Source organism: Clostridium septicum (assembly GCF_003606265.1).
Taxonomy (GTDB): Bacteria; Bacillota; Clostridia; order Clostridiales; family Clostridiaceae; genus Clostridium; species Clostridium septicum.
Genome location: NZ_CP023671.1, coordinates 1,177,990 through 1,192,000, shown reverse-complemented (window position 1 = coordinate 1,192,000; position 14,011 = coordinate 1,177,990). Strand labels below are relative to the sequence as shown.

13 protein-coding genes and 1 riboswitch are annotated in these 14,011 nt (G+C 30.1%); of the genes, 9 read left to right on the top strand and 4 right to left on the bottom strand.

Annotated elements, in window-relative coordinates; all coding sequences use genetic code 11:
- Positions 1 to 241 precede the first annotated feature (241 nt).
- The 4 genes from CP523_RS05240 to CP523_RS05225 all read left to right on the top strand — a co-directional run bounded on the left by CP523_RS05240 (position 242) and on the right by CP523_RS05225 (position 3,553).
- Positions 242 to 1,048 carry a transketolase gene (locus CP523_RS05240; protein ID WP_066676243.1) on the top strand — a complete coding sequence of 269 codons (807 nt, stop codon included), beginning with the start codon at positions 242 to 244 and terminating at the stop codon, positions 1,046 to 1,048.
- 13 nt (positions 1,049 to 1,061) lie between these two features.
- Positions 1,062 to 1,988 carry a transketolase family protein gene (locus CP523_RS05235; protein ID WP_066676241.1) on the top strand — a complete coding sequence of 309 codons (927 nt, stop codon included), beginning with the start codon at positions 1,062 to 1,064 and terminating at the stop codon, positions 1,986 to 1,988.
- A gap of 154 nt (positions 1,989 to 2,142) precedes the next feature.
- The gene (gene fsa / locus CP523_RS05230) at positions 2,143 to 2,793 is read left to right on the top strand and encodes a fructose-6-phosphate aldolase (RefSeq protein ID WP_066676240.1); all 651 of its coding nucleotides are present in this window, start codon (positions 2,143 to 2,145) and stop codon (positions 2,791 to 2,793) included.
- Positions 2,794 to 2,955: 162 nt separating this feature from the next.
- Positions 2,956 to 3,039, top strand: a riboswitch (cyclic di-GMP riboswitch).
- A 70-nt stretch (positions 3,040 to 3,109) separates the two neighbouring features.
- Positions 3,110 to 3,553, top strand: a complete 444-nt coding sequence (locus CP523_RS05225; protein WP_066676238.1) for a hypothetical protein — start codon at positions 3,110 to 3,112, stop codon at positions 3,551 to 3,553.
- A 306-nt stretch (positions 3,554 to 3,859) separates the two neighbouring features.
- Here the strand turns inward: CP523_RS05225 and trxB are convergent, their stop codons facing one another.
- Complete coding sequence (gene trxB, locus CP523_RS05220; RefSeq protein ID WP_066676235.1) at positions 3,860 to 5,530, bottom strand: thioredoxin-disulfide reductase; 1,671 nt, start codon at positions 5,528 to 5,530, stop codon at positions 3,860 to 3,862.
- A 119-nt stretch (positions 5,531 to 5,649) separates the two neighbouring features.
- Positions 5,650 to 6,213 carry an alkyl hydroperoxide reductase subunit C gene (gene ahpC / locus CP523_RS05215; RefSeq protein WP_066676233.1) on the bottom strand — a complete coding sequence of 188 codons (564 nt, stop codon included), beginning with the start codon at positions 6,211 to 6,213 and terminating at the stop codon, positions 5,650 to 5,652.
- A gap of 334 nt (positions 6,214 to 6,547) precedes the next feature.
- On the opposite strand from ahpC, the gene CP523_RS05210 reads away from it, so the two are divergent.
- From CP523_RS05210 to CP523_RS05190, 5 genes are all read left to right on the top strand, one after another.
- The gene (locus CP523_RS05210; RefSeq protein ID WP_066676231.1) at positions 6,548 to 8,143 is read left to right on the top strand and encodes a peptide chain release factor 3; all 1,596 of its coding nucleotides are present in this window, start codon (positions 6,548 to 6,550) and stop codon (positions 8,141 to 8,143) included.
- 320 nt (positions 8,144 to 8,463) lie between these two features.
- Entirely contained in the window at positions 8,464 to 8,775 is a 312-nt protein-coding gene (locus CP523_RS05205; RefSeq protein WP_066676229.1) for a DUF6442 family protein, read from the top strand.
- A 5-nt stretch (positions 8,776 to 8,780) separates the two neighbouring features.
- Positions 8,781 to 8,990 (top strand): helix-turn-helix transcriptional regulator, encoded by a 210-nt coding sequence (locus tag CP523_RS05200; protein WP_066676227.1) that lies wholly within the window; start codon positions 8,781 to 8,783, stop codon positions 8,988 to 8,990.
- A 241-nt stretch (positions 8,991 to 9,231) separates the two neighbouring features.
- On the top strand, positions 9,232 to 9,648 hold the full coding sequence (locus tag CP523_RS05195; RefSeq protein ID WP_066676225.1) for a MaoC family dehydratase: 417 nt from the start codon (positions 9,232 to 9,234) through the stop codon (positions 9,646 to 9,648).
- Between the two features lie 219 nt (positions 9,649 to 9,867).
- Positions 9,868 to 11,265 carry a sigma-54 interaction domain-containing protein gene (locus tag CP523_RS05190; RefSeq protein ID WP_120140610.1) on the top strand — a complete coding sequence of 466 codons (1,398 nt, stop codon included), beginning with the start codon at positions 9,868 to 9,870 and terminating at the stop codon, positions 11,263 to 11,265.
- Positions 11,266 to 11,467: 202 nt separating this feature from the next.
- On the opposite strand, the gene CP523_RS05185 is transcribed toward CP523_RS05190, so the two are convergent.
- Positions 11,468 to 13,279 carry an ABC transporter permease gene (locus tag CP523_RS05185; protein ID WP_120140609.1) on the bottom strand — a complete coding sequence of 604 codons (1,812 nt, stop codon included), beginning with the start codon at positions 13,277 to 13,279 and terminating at the stop codon, positions 11,468 to 11,470.
- Positions 13,276 to 13,959, bottom strand: a complete 684-nt coding sequence (locus CP523_RS05180; RefSeq protein WP_120140608.1) for an ABC transporter ATP-binding protein — start codon at positions 13,957 to 13,959, stop codon at positions 13,276 to 13,278. The genes CP523_RS05185 and CP523_RS05180 overlap by 4 nt, the downstream gene beginning before the upstream one ends.
- Positions 13,960 to 14,011: the final 52 nt, after the last annotated feature.

Genomic DNA, 14,011 nt, shown 5'->3' with positions numbered 1-14,011 from the left:
TAAATAAAATTAAAAAAATATTATAAGGATTTTAAAAAAATAAATCTTTTAAATCCTTTGAAATATAAGGAGTTGAGAGGATACCGGTTAACTAAATAGCTTTATAGACAAAATTAGAGTTTATGAATTTTTGTTGAAAAGATAATGTATTTTATGTTAACATCTACCTGTAAGGCTATTAGAGGTATTCAAAATGAGAATAATTTAAATCAAATTGCTCAGATGAGTGAAGGGAGAAATTATGAATAAAGAGTTATTAATTAACAAGTCAAAAGACGTTAGAAAAAATATTATCGAAATGATATATGAGGCTAAATCAGGTCATCCAGGTGGATCATTATCATGTGCAGATATAATTACATATTTATACTATGAAAAAATGAATGTGGATGTAAACAATCCTAAGGCTGAAAACAGAGATAGATTTGTTTTAAGTAAAGGACATGCTGCGCCAGCACTTTATTCAGTATTAGCAGAAAAAGGATTCTTCCCTAAAGAAGAATTAAAGCACTTAAGAAAAATGGGAGCTTTATTACAAGGACATCCTGACTCAAAGCATGTTCCAGGAGTTGATGTTTCAACTGGTTCATTAGGTCAAGGTATATCAAATGCTGTAGGTATGGCTCTTGGATTAAAGACACAAAAGAGCGATGCTAAGGTTTATACAGTTCTAGGAGATGGAGAATTACAAGAAGGATTAGTGTGGGAAGCATCAATGGCTGCTGCACATTATAAATTAGATAATTTAGTTGCTGTTGTTGATTTCAATGGCTTACAAATAGATGGAAAAAATGAAGATGTTATGACAATTGCACCAGTAGATGAAAAGTTCAAGAGCTTTGGATGGAATGTTATAATATGTGATGGAAATGACTTCGAAGATATAGATAGAGCTTTCAATTCATTAGCAGAAGGAAAGCCAAATCTTATACTAGCAAGCACAGTTAAAGGTAAGGGTGTTTCATTTATGGAAAACCAAGCTGGATGGCATGGTCAAGCACCAACTGAAGAACAAAAAGATCAAGCTTTAGCTGAGATTGCTAAATAAGGAGGAATAAAAAATGGGAAAAGCAACAAGAGAATCATATGGAATGGCGTTAGTTGAATTAGGAAAGGAAAATGAAAATGTAGTTGTTTTAGATGCAGACCTTTCAAAATCAACAAAAACAGCAGATTTCAAAAAAGAATTTAGTGATAGATTTTTCAATGCAGGTATAGCTGAACAAAACTTAATGGGAATGGCAGCAGGTCTTGCAAATGTTGGAAAAGTTCCATTTGCAAGTACATTTGCAGTTTTTGCATCAGGTAGAGCTTTCGAAGTAATAAGAAACTCAATCTGCTATCCAAAGGTAAATGTTAAAATAGCAGCAACTCATGCTGGTATAACAGTTGGAGAAGATGGTGGATCTCACCAATCAGTAGAAGATATAGCACTTATGACTTCACTACCAAACATGACAGTTATAGTTCCTGCAGATCATAGAGAAGCTATGGCAGCTGTAAAAGCAGCAGCAGAAATGAATGGACCAGTTTACTTAAGATTTGGAAGATGTGCAACAGAAGACATCTATGATGAAAACTATAAGTTTGAAATTGGTAAGGGTTCACAATTAACAGAAGGTAATGATGTAGCAATTATAGCTACTGGTATGTTAGTTGCAAAAGCTTTAGAAGCAGCTAAGGAATTAGAAGCTGAAGGAATAAAAGCTAGAGTTATAAACATAGCTACTATTAAACCAATAGATAGAGAATTAATAATAAAAGCAGCTAAGGAAACTAAGGGTATAGTAACAGCTGAAGAACATTCAGTTATAGGTGGTCTTGGAGCTATGGTTTCATCAGTAGTTTGTGAAGAATGCCCAACAAAGGTTAAGAAGGTTGGAATACAAGATACATTTGGTGAATCAGGTACTCCAAACGAATTAATGGAAAAATACGGATTAACAGCTGCTGAAATAGTAAAGGCTGCTAAGGAAGTATTAAAATAGTATTTTAATATAGTATTTTAATATAGTATTTTTAGGGAAAAATAATATTAAGCTTTTTAAGTAAGTTAACGGTATCTATGATGCCGTAACTTACTATAAAAAATAAATTGAAATAAATATTTTTAATATTCAGAAAAATTAAGGAGTGAATGAAATGAAATTATTCGTAGATACAGCTAATGTTGAAGATATTAGAAAAGCTAATGACCTTGGAGTTATATGTGGTGTAACTACTAATCCATCATTAATAGCTAAAGAAGGTAGAGATTTAAAGGAAGTTATAGATGAAATATGCTCAATAGTTGATGGACCAATTAGTGCAGAAGTTATGGCATTAAAAGCTCCTGAAATGATAGAAGAAGGTAGAGAACTTGCTAAACTTCACAAGAACATAGTTATAAAGATACCTATGTGTGAAGAAGGATTAAAAGCAGTAAGCGTATTATCAAAAGAAAACATAAAGACAAACGTAACATTAATATTCTCACCACTTCAAGCTTTATTAGCAGCTAGAGCTGGTGCAACTTACGTAAGCCCATTCTTAGGAAGATTAGATGATATCGGAAACCCAGGAATAGATTTAGTAAGAAACATAGTTGAAATATTTGAAATACACGGAATAGAAACAGAAATAATTTCTGCAAGTGTTAGAAATCCAATGCACGTTTTAGATGTTGCTTTAGCTGGATCACACATTGCAACAGTTCCTTATTCAGTAATAGCTCAAATGACTAAGCACACTTTAACAGATGTTGGAATGGCTAAGTTTATAGCAGATTACGAAAAGGCTTTTGGAAACAAATAGTTTTTAGCTAGATAGAATTTTAGAAGATAACTTTAAGGTTATCTTCTTTTTTTAATTAAAAAATATTATACAGAAAATATTAATAGAAAGCACTTTACATTTAAAAAAAATCATTTATAATGAAATTATTATCTATAGGGTATATTTTCCATTTTTAAATTAAATGTAATAAGAATCATTGAATTATACTTTGTATTTGGGCACTTGAAGTGTAAGGAGATAGTAGTGCAACCCACTTATTTAGGATTAAATTTTCTAATATAGGTTGGTTTTTTATGTTTTTATGATAAGTATAAAATATATAAGGGGTAATGGTATGGGAATAAGAAGAAAAAGAAGTTTAGTAGTTTTATTTTCTATAATTTTTATATTTTGCTTTAGCAATTTTAGAGTAGTAAAGGCGGAAATAGAAAATGATATTAAAAAAGAATATTATAAAGTAACAACTGTAGATGAATCTAGAACTAAAGAATTTGAACAAGAATCTTATAAAGGAATTATAAATAAAGAAGATAACTATAGTAATTTAATTAACAAGTCAGATAAGATAAGTAAAAATACATTTTTAAGTGTTTTTAATAATAGAGATAAAGAAAAATCAACTGATAAAATGAATAAAAGTGAAAATATTAATAAACTTTTACAAAGTTTTGGATTACCCTCAACGGGAATAGAGGATTCATATATAATTATTACAGTTGTAATAGCAATAATTATTGTTAGTTCAGTAATGTTTAAAGAAAAGAAAGATAAGGCTTAAAATAAGGTAAAAGTTTTAAAATGAGATAGTAATAACTTTTAAGTTAAAATAAACTAAATATTTTAAAGGATAGTATAAGATGCATTAAGTAATAAGAAATTAACAATGAAAATTGATACCAATGTAGCTTAAACAATTAATTCAATACAAATAAAATTAGAAGAGTTAATTGATAAAAACTATAAATAACGTATATAAAAAATAAATTTAGCTTCTAAGGAAAGCTAATAAATATAAAAAAGGATTTAAGTTTAATAGCTTAAATCCTTTTTTTGTTTTGGGTAATATATGGTAAAAATCTTTAACTTAAATAATGTTTAATATTTCATCTAATTTTTTAGCTCCAAAGTAAACTTCAGAATCATTTACTATTATCGCTGGTACACTCATAAGTTTATACTTAGTTTTTATTTCATCAAAGTTTGCTAAATCTAACATTTCAGTTTCTACATTAGGATTTTCAATTGCTATTCTTTGTGCAGAAACAACTACATCAGGACAAAGGTGACATGATAAAGATACACATACCTTTATATTGGTAGCTTTATTTATAGATTTAATTTTTTCTAAGTTATTTGGATCTATAGGTTGACCAGGGCCTGCTAAATTATATATTGCAAGTATAAAGGAATTTAATTCATGTCCTCCTGGAACCCCATGGAACTTAACACCACTATAATTATTATCTTTATCAAGTAAAGCAACTACAGGGTACTTATCAGCATTAATTTTTTCCTCAATAGACTTAGCTTCATTTTTAATATAGACTTCTGCTTTAAGTTTATCAGAAAGATTAGCTATATCTAAAACTAAATCTCTTAGTTCAATAGATTTTCCATTGTTAGGATCAACTATTGTTACAAGAGTAATAGGATTTTCTATTTTAGATAAAATAGATGATAATTGAGTTCTTAATGTATCATTTAATAAGTGGCTTTTACCATTAAAAGATTTTTTTACATTATTAGTAGTGGTTTCATTGCTTTCTTTTTTCACAGGGGCTTCATAGGTAACTTCGTCAGCAATACCTAGTCTTTCTTTTTCTTCAAATATGTATTTTTCAGCATCAGTAGCAGCAATAGCTCCATCTGCAACAGCAGTAACTACTTGTCTTAATGATTTAGGTCTCAAATCACCAGCAGCATAAACACCTTTAATGTTAGTTTGCATATTTTCATCAGTTATTATATAACCAAAGTTATCTAGTTCTATATGATTTTTGAATACAGAAGTTTGAGGAACATAACCAGCAAATATAAATATACCAAAGGTTCCATCTTCTTTTGGTGGGAAGTATTCAGATTTTTCATAAGTTACATTATTAATTAGTTTAACTGAGCGTAATAAATCATCACCAATAGCTTCAACTACTTCTGTATTAAATTTAATATCTATTTTAGGATGAGCTTTAACTTTATCTCCAATTGATTTTGCACAAGTGAAATCAGGTTCTCTAGCTATTATTGTAACCTTTTTTGCAAATCTAGTTAGATATATAGCCTCTTCACAAGCTGCAAATCCGGCACCAATAACTAATACTTCAAGACCTTTAAAAAATTCACCATCACATGTAGCACAGTAAGCAACACCTCTTCCAGCAAATTCTTCTTCACCAGGGAATCCAAGCTTTCTAGGAGTAGCCCCTGTAGCTATAATTACAGCTCTTCCTTTAATTTCACCTATATCAGTTTTTAATATTTTAACTTCATTTGATAAATCTACATCATTAACTTCAGCTCTTTGAAATTTAACACCAAAATCTTCAGCTTGTAATCTCATTTCTTCCATTAATTCATGCCCTGAAGTTTTTCTAATTCCAGGATAATTAACTATTTCAGATGTTTTAGTAATTTGACCTCCAGGACTAGATTTTTCTATTATTAAAGTATTAAGCTTTGCACGGGTTGCATATATACCAGCAGAAAGTCCAGCAGAGCCAGCACCAATTATAACCAAATCAAAAATTTTATCATTCATTAAATTAACTCCTCCTTCATATCAATTCAAAATAAAATTAAAACTTTTATTCAAAAATCTTAATTTTGTTTTGAAAATAAAGCGTGGCTAAATAGCCACGCAATAATTATGTTTTTAAATTATAGTTTACCTACTAAATCTAAGCTTGGAACTAAAGTTTCAGCGCCTGGAGTCCACTTAGCTGGACAAACTTGATCTCCGTGTTCAGCTACGAATTGAGCAGCTTGAACTTTTCTTAATAATTCTTCAGCATTTCTTCCAATTCCTAAATCGTGAACTTCGTAAGCTTTGATTTCTCCTTCTGGATTAACAATGAAAGTTCCTCTTAAAGCTAAACCTTCTTCTTCAATCATAACATCAAAACCTCTAGTAAGATTTCCTGTTGGATCTCCAAGCATTGGGTATTGAATTTTAGCTATTGTTTCTGAAGCATCAGCCCATGCTTTATGAACAAAGTGAGTATCAGTAGATACTGAATAAACTTCACATCCAATTTCTTTAAACTTTTCATAGTTATCTGCTAAATCTCCTAATTCTGTTGGGCAAACAAATGTAAAGTCTGCTGGATAGAAGAAGAATACTCCCCATTTACCTTTAACATCAGAAGTTGTAACCTCTGTAAAATCTCCATTGTGATATGCTTCAACCTTAAATTCTGGTATTTGTTTTCCTATTAATGACATATTAAATCCTCCTAAAAATACATTTTCATAATTGATAATTCCTATCAATTTATCTTATGTATTAATAATAATTATTATTTAATAAAAAGTCAACACTTTTTTAGAAAATAATTATTATTAATTAAAATTACTTAAAAATTAACTTAAATATTAATTTTATATATACATATAAATGATAAATTTTTAAGGAAATAAGGATATTTTAGTCAATGTTCAAAATACTATTGCTTTTTTTAACTTATACTTTTAACTTAAGTTATATTGGGTTATAATCAATAATTAGGGATATAATTTAGAATACAAAATAGAGTACATATTTAAGGAGGAAAATGCTTTGGCAGATTATATAAAGGAAATAGAAAAAAGAAGAACCTTTGCTATAATATCTCACCCAGATGCAGGTAAGACAACATTAACGGAAAAGTTCCTATTATATGGAGGAGCTATAAGACTTGCAGGGTCAGTTAAAGCTAGAAAGGCTTCTAAACATGCAGTATCTGACTGGATGGAAATTGAAAAACAAAGGGGTATTTCAGTTACTTCATCAGTTATGCAATTTAACTATAATGATCATTGCATTAATATATTAGATACACCAGGTCACCAAGATTTCTCAGAGGATACATATAGAACTTTAATGGCTGCTGATAGTGCTGTTATGGTTGTAGATGCTGCTAAAGGGGTGGAAGATCAAACAAGAAAACTTTTCCAAGTTGCATCATTAAGAGAAATGCCAATATTTACTTTTGTAAATAAGATGGATAGAGAAGCAAAAGATCCATTCCAATTACTAGAAGATATAGAAAGTGAGCTTGGGATTAAAACCTATCCAATGAACTGGCCAATAGGTTCAGGTAAGGAATTTAAAGGTGTTTATGAAAGAGATAACAATAGAATAATAGCTTTTGATGGAGGAGATCACGGTCAAAGTGAAGTTCAAGCTATAGAAGGAGCTGTAGATGATCCTAAATTTAGAGAGATTTTAGGAGAAGCTCTTCATGATAAGTTAATGGAAGACATTGAACTTTTAGATATAGCTGGAGATGATTTTGATATAGAAAAGGTTAGAACAGGAGAATTAACACCAGTATTCTTTGGTTCTGCTTTAACAAACTTTGGTGTTGAACCATTCTTAGAGCATTTCTTAGAAATGACTACAGCACCTTTATCAAGAAACTCAAGTATAGGAGAAATAGATCCTTTTGATGATAAGTTCTCAGCTTTTGTATTTAAGATACAAGCAAATATGAATAAAGCTCATAGAGATAGAATTGCATTTATGAGAATATGTTCAGGTAAGTTTAATAAAGGTGAAGATGTAATGCATATGCAAGGTGGTAAGAAGATTAAGCTTGCGCAACCACAACAATTTATGGCTCAAGATAGAGAAATAGTTGAAGAAGCGTATGCAGGAGATATAATCGGGGTGTTTGATCCAGGTATATTCTCAATAGGAGATACATTATGTTCACCTTCAAAGAAATTTAAATTTGAAGGAATTCCAACATTTGCTCCAGAACATTTTGCTAGAGTTAGACCTGTAGATACAATGAAGAGAAAACAATTCGTTAAAGGTGTTACACAAATAGCTCAAGAAGGTGCAATCCAAGTATTTAAGGAACTATACATAGGTATGGAAGAAATAATAGTTGGTGTTGTAGGTGTTCTTCAATTTGAAGTTTTAGAGTATAGATTAAAGAATGAATATAATGTAGATATTAAAATGGATAGACTTCCATTTAGATATGTTAGATGGATTGAAAATAAAGATGTTGATGTTGAAAAGTTAAACTTAACATCAGATGCTAAGAAGGTTAAGGACTTAAGAGATAGAAATATTATAATATTCCAAAATGACTGGGGTATTAATTGGGCATTAGAGCACAATAAAGGTCTTATACTTTCTGGTGTAGGAAAAAGTGAAGAATAAAAAATAATAGAAGAATAAGAAACTCGTATATTTGATTTTAGTAACATTATTTACTTTTATCAAATATGCGAGTTTTTTTAGTATTATAATTTATTGCGATGAAAGTATTATTAAATTTTTTCTATTGTAAATGAAATAATATGAAAATAATTAATTTCTCTAAATAGTTAAAGGAAAGGCTGTCTATGTAATTAAAACAGGGTTAAGCTTACTTAACTAACTTTGCAAAGAAAACTTTGCAAAGTTAATTGACAAGTAAACTTGGTATGATATAATAAAAAATACCAAGTTTACTTGGTATAAAGTGGGGAGGTAATTATATGAATAAAGAAGAGATTTTAAGTAAGAGCCGACAAGAAAATAAAGATGAAGGTGTAGAGTTTATTGAAAATGAAGGACGTAAAGTAGGATATAATGTATTTTGTATTGTATTTATTTTTATTGTAGTATTTAATTCATTTATTGGAGAACAAAGTTATGCAGTATTTGCATTGTTTTCAGTATTCATGGCTGGGGAGTCTATTCCAAAGTATAAATTAACTCATAAAAAGATAGATCTTATAATAATGATAGTTAGTGCAATTGCAGCAATTATTTCATTAGTAAGTTTTGTATTAGCATCATTGAGGTAAAAAGAATGAAAGAAGAATTAGTATTAAAAAATCGTTTAAAGGAAACTCGTGCTGAAAGAAAATTATCCCAAACACAGCTTGCAGAGATGGTAGGGGTTTCACGTAACACAATTAGCTCTATAGAAACAGGACAATTTAATCCAACTGCTAAACTTGCTCTTATTTTATGTATTGCATTAGATAAGAAGTTTGAAGAACTATTTTATTTTCATTGATAAAGTTTAATTTATCTAAATTAAAAAGTGTAAAGTAAATTAAATATACATGTAAACAAAATAAACATCTTTTATGAGTAACCTTCTTATAAAAATTAATTTGATTTAACGTTTTATAAAAGACTTATATTTAAAATAAACCATTTAAATGTAAATTTAATGAATTAATTAAGTGGCACAATATTTGCTTTAAAAAATTAGTAGAAACTATAATCAAAAAAATTTTTTAGGAGGTTTTAGTATGAGAGGGTTAAGACTTAATGAATTAAAAATAGGTGATAAGGATTTTTTTCAAAAAACTATAAGTGAATCAGATGTATATTTATATGCAGGAATAACAGGTGATTTAAATTCAGCACATATTAATGAAGTTGAAGCTGAAAAAAGTATGTTTAAGGGAAGAATAGTACATGGGATGCTTACAGCTGGATTAATATCTACTGCTTTAGGTATGAAGTTACCTGGACCAGGAACAATATATCTAGGACAAGAATTGAAATTTACAGCGCCAGTTAGATTTGGAGATACAATAAAAGCTGAAATTGAGGTTATAGAAAAGAATGAAGAAAAAAATATAATTAAATTGAAAACAACTTGCACAAATCAAGATAATAAGATTGTCTTAACAGGAATTGCTACAGCAATGCCACCTAAATAAATTAATTTTTAACACAGTTGTTTTATAGTAAGAAATATTTTCAAGTCTTTTAGAGAATTATTGGAAGGCAAGAAAATATTTCTTTTATTTTAAGTATTTAATTATATAAATTAAATAAAGTTAGCTTTATAATTTTAGTAAGAGTTAAATGATTTATTCTATATAGATGTATAAATTTATTAAGTCTATAATAAGGTGGTTTCAGGAGGCGGGGGATTTATGGAACTTATGAGAGATGGTGTGTATTTTGATATTCTTAATACAATAATGGATTCAGTTAATGAATGGGTAGTTGTAGTTAATAAGGATGCTAGAATTACAATGATGAGTAAATCGTATAAGGAGTTTCTAGGTGATTTTACTCCAGAGGGTAAACTTGTAACAGATGTAATAGAGAATACAAAAATGCACGAAATAGTTAAAAGTGGCAAGACCATAGCAGGAGATATTCAATATATAAGAGGAAATAGAATGATTGCTATAAGAGTTCCAATTAAGAGAGATGGAGTAGTTATAGGTGCCGTAGGTAAAGTAATGTTTAAGGATATCAGTGATTACTATTCTTTGGGAAAGCAAATAGCAAAATTAGAAAGAGCTGTAGAATATTGTAAAAGTGAATTAGGTCATGAAAGAGCAGCAAAATATTTCTTCTCAGATATAGTAGGTAAATCAAAAGAAAATCTCAAGGTTAAAGAAATAGCATTAAGAGCAGCAAGAACAAAATCTAATGTTCTAATAATTGGGGAAAGTGGAACAGGAAAAGAACTTTTGGCTCATGCAATACATAATGCAAGTGATAGAAGAGGAAAGCCATTTGTAAAGATAAATTGTGCAGCCATACCTGGAGAGCTATTAGAATCAGAGCTTTTTGGATATGAAGAAGGAGCTTTTACAGGAGCAAAGAAGTGTGGAAAAAAAGGAAAATTTGAATTAGCTAATAATGGAACAATACTTTTAGATGAAATTGGAGATATGCCTATGGCATCTCAAGCAAAATTACTTAGGGTATTGCAAGATAGAGAAATAGAAAAGGTAGGAGGGAATATTGTTAAAAAAATAGATGTAAGAGTTATCTCTTCTACTAATAAAAACCTAAAAAAAGCTATAGAAGATGGTACATTTAGAGAAGATTTATATTATAGATTAAATGTTATAAATATTAAAGTGCCGCCTTTAAGAATGAGAAAAGATGATATAGACGCATTAGTTAACGTATTAAGAAGGAAAATTGCTGATAAGCTTGGAATATATGTGGAAGGTATTTCTAAAGAGGCAATTAATATTTTAAAAGATTATAATTGGCCAGGAAATATAAGAGAACTTGAAAATGTTATTGAGAGTTCAATAAATATGCTAGAATCAGATGTATATATTGGCAAAGACCATTTACCAGAAAAGCTTATAAGAAGTAGTAAGAGTATTTATATAAAAAGTAGTGAAAAAAAGTTTTTAAAAGATATAGTTGCAGAAGTTGAAAAGAAGGTAATATTAGATTGTCTTAATAGTGTTCAATGGAATAAGAATAAGGCAGCTAAAATCTTAGGAATAAGCAGAGTTGGATTATATAAAAAAATAGAATATTATAATTTAATTGATGATAACTTTAAATACATGTAAATAAAGTATGCACTTTAAGTAAATATAATAAAACCGCCAGTGTAGCATAAAACTACAAGGCGGCTTTGCTATATGATGTAAGAAAGTATAATAGATTATGTGAGTGAAAATATATCTGCTCTGGGACAGATTTTTTCTTTTGCCGTCGTCAGGCAGAATATAGAATATTTAATTAAATTTTTTTCATCCTTCAATAAGGATATTATAATTCATTTATAGTTTCCGTTACTGATATATTTCTAATACGTTTTGACGGAGTGTAGACAGCAGCAATAGCAGCTACAAAAACAAACAAAAGAATTATCGTTAATGGAATAAGGGGTACACTCCAAGTAGCGTAGCTGAAATGAGATGTAATAAGAATGGTATATAACATCTTACTAATAAATAATCCAATTACACAACCGACGATACAACCAGATAAAGCATAGGTAAATGCTTCAGCAGCTATCATTTTAGTAATTTGATGTTCGTCCATACCAACAGCACGCATGGATCCATATTGCTTTATTCTTGCAGATACACTCATAGAAATACTGTTCATAATATTTAATACAGTAACTAAAACAATAATTGCTAAAAATCCATATACAAAGAATAAAAATGCCATATATGTGCTAGTAGTACGCTGATCACGTTGGTCACTAAATGTGTACTCTCCACCAACTACATTGCGAATTGCTTCTACATTCTCGTCTGTTACATTTTTTGTGGTTTGTATCATGATAAGTGAATAATTATTTATACCAGTTAGGCGTTTAAAGGTTTTTCCAGAAGTAATGATAGTTGTTTTTCCGTTTGTATTGCCATCACTGCTAAATAGGTCAAATTTCAATAAACCTGCAATTTCAAGTTCCTCATTTCCTACTTGTATTTTATCGCCTATATTTAAAGAACTATCCTTATCCCAAGTTGCAAGTACATAATTAGTGTTTCCATACACTTTTGAAATATCGCTACCTTTTTTAAGCTGTTTATCCTTAGTAAGGCAATCTAAATCAAAATCATCATAGGATATAATGTCAATCATACTTGGCGGCGTATTAGCTTTGTTTAATTGTGCTGGCATATCAAGATAGTTCCTACGACCAAAAACATGTTCTACCCCTTCCATGTTACTAATTTTATCAAGTAACTCACTGTCTATAGAGTTTGAATTTTCATTACTTGAAATATTGATGTCAGAAGCATTAGATAACTGAGGCATAAGGAAATCAACGAATTCTATTAAAACAGAAAAACTCAAAAAAAGTATAATACTAAGCGCAAAGGAACTTGTTATAAGTATCAAATTTTTCTTTGCTGATACTGCATGATGAATACCAAGGGCAATTTCAATTTTTGAAAAATGTGTATTCACACCATGAGTTATATTTTTTATGTTTTCTGAATTACCTGATACTGCTGTTATAGGAGATACTTTAGCAGCTCGTTTAGCAGGAACGCCTGCAGCAATGAGAACTGTAACAATTCCAACAATAATTCCACTAATAATACCAATTAGGCTGATTCCCAAAACAGGCATATCAGAAAACTCTTCTCCTACAAGAAAGCGTAATGAAGCACATAACACCCATGTGATTATAATTCCAAGTATAACACCTATGGGAACTGCAGTTTTGCACCAATTAAGAGATTCCAGTCTTACAAAACGGATAATTTGTGGTTTACTCATTCCAATACATCGCATCATCCCAAAGAATTTTGTCCTTTGAGCAACGCTACTGTTTATGCTGCTTGAAATCATAAGTACTCCTGAAATAAGTATCAGAACAAACAATACTAAAGCAGTAGAATATAGTGTCTGAGCCATTCCATTGCTGCTCAATCCTTGAAGTGATTCACTGCCATGCTTGCTTAGTAACTTTGCTTTCTCCATTCTAACACCCATGTCTGCCATGCTGAAAACAGACGTTACCAAAAGTACGGCAAAGATGATACACAGTAGCGTCATACGGTTTTGTCGTTTATGTACTTTTGCAGAAATTGGAATTAGGCTTAGATAGCTTTTCATTCACGGCACCTCCCAAAATCGGTTAATACGCCATCTGACACTTGTAGTATTCTATCTGCGGTTTGTGAGATACTTCGACTATGGGTAATCATAACAATAGTTTGTTCATATTTTTTTGCAGCTTCTTTTAGTAAAGTAATTACTTCGCTGCTATTTTGTGTATCTAAATTACCTGTTGGCTCATCGGCAAGGATAAGTGATGGTCGCGTAATAAGAGCACGGCCTATGGCTACACGTTGCTGTTGTCCCCCAGATAATTGACTTGGTAAGTGATGGCGGCGTTCTTTTAGATTAAGCACCGTAAGTAATTCTTCCAAGTATTTTTTGTCAGGCTTCTGATAATCAAGTAATAAAGGGAATATAATATTCTGCTCAACACTCAATTCTGGAATTAAATTAAAGCCCTGAAAAATAAATCCGATATTTCTACGACGAAAGATTGTTAAGTTGCTGTCTTTCATTGCAAAAATATTTTTACCGTCAATAAATACTTTACCGGAACTTGGAGTATCAAGAGCACCTACCATATTCAAAAGTGTACTTTTTCCAGAGCCAGATTCTCCAACAATTGCCACAAATTCACCTTTTGGAACGGAAAAAGTAGCATCTTTTAATGCGTGTACAGCAGATTCACCACTGCCATAAGTTTTAGAAATTGATTTAACTTCTAATAAATTCATATAATAAACACCTCTTTCTGTCTTGATATGGAAAGATTATCACATCAATACT

Coding starts and splice junctions, on each gene's coding strand:
- CP523_RS05205 (WP_066676229.1), top strand. CDS start 8,464: ATGAATAAAGAAGAGATTTTAAGTAAGAGCCGACAAGAAAATAAAGAT.
- CP523_RS05180 (WP_120140608.1), bottom strand. CDS start 13,959: ATGAATTTATTAGAAGTTAAATCAATTTCTAAAACTTATGGCAGTGGT.
- trxB (WP_066676235.1), bottom strand. CDS start 5,530: ATGAATGATAAAATTTTTGATTTGGTTATAATTGGTGCTGGCTCTGCT.
- CP523_RS05195 (WP_066676225.1), top strand. CDS start 9,232: ATGAGAGGGTTAAGACTTAATGAATTAAAAATAGGTGATAAGGATTTT.
- ahpC (WP_066676233.1), bottom strand. CDS start 6,213: ATGTCATTAATAGGAAAACAAATACCAGAATTTAAGGTTGAAGCATAT.
- CP523_RS05225 (WP_066676238.1), top strand. CDS start 3,110: ATGGGAATAAGAAGAAAAAGAAGTTTAGTAGTTTTATTTTCTATAATT.
- CP523_RS05240 (WP_066676243.1), top strand. CDS start 242: ATGAATAAAGAGTTATTAATTAACAAGTCAAAAGACGTTAGAAAAAAT.
- CP523_RS05235 (WP_066676241.1), top strand. CDS start 1,062: ATGGGAAAAGCAACAAGAGAATCATATGGAATGGCGTTAGTTGAATTA.
- fsa (WP_066676240.1), top strand. CDS start 2,143: ATGAAATTATTCGTAGATACAGCTAATGTTGAAGATATTAGAAAAGCT.
- CP523_RS05185 (WP_120140609.1), bottom strand. CDS start 13,279: ATGAAAAGCTATCTAAGCCTAATTCCAATTTCTGCAAAAGTACATAAA.
- CP523_RS05190 (WP_120140610.1), top strand. CDS start 9,868: ATGGAACTTATGAGAGATGGTGTGTATTTTGATATTCTTAATACAATA.
- CP523_RS05200 (WP_066676227.1), top strand. CDS start 8,781: ATGAAAGAAGAATTAGTATTAAAAAATCGTTTAAAGGAAACTCGTGCT.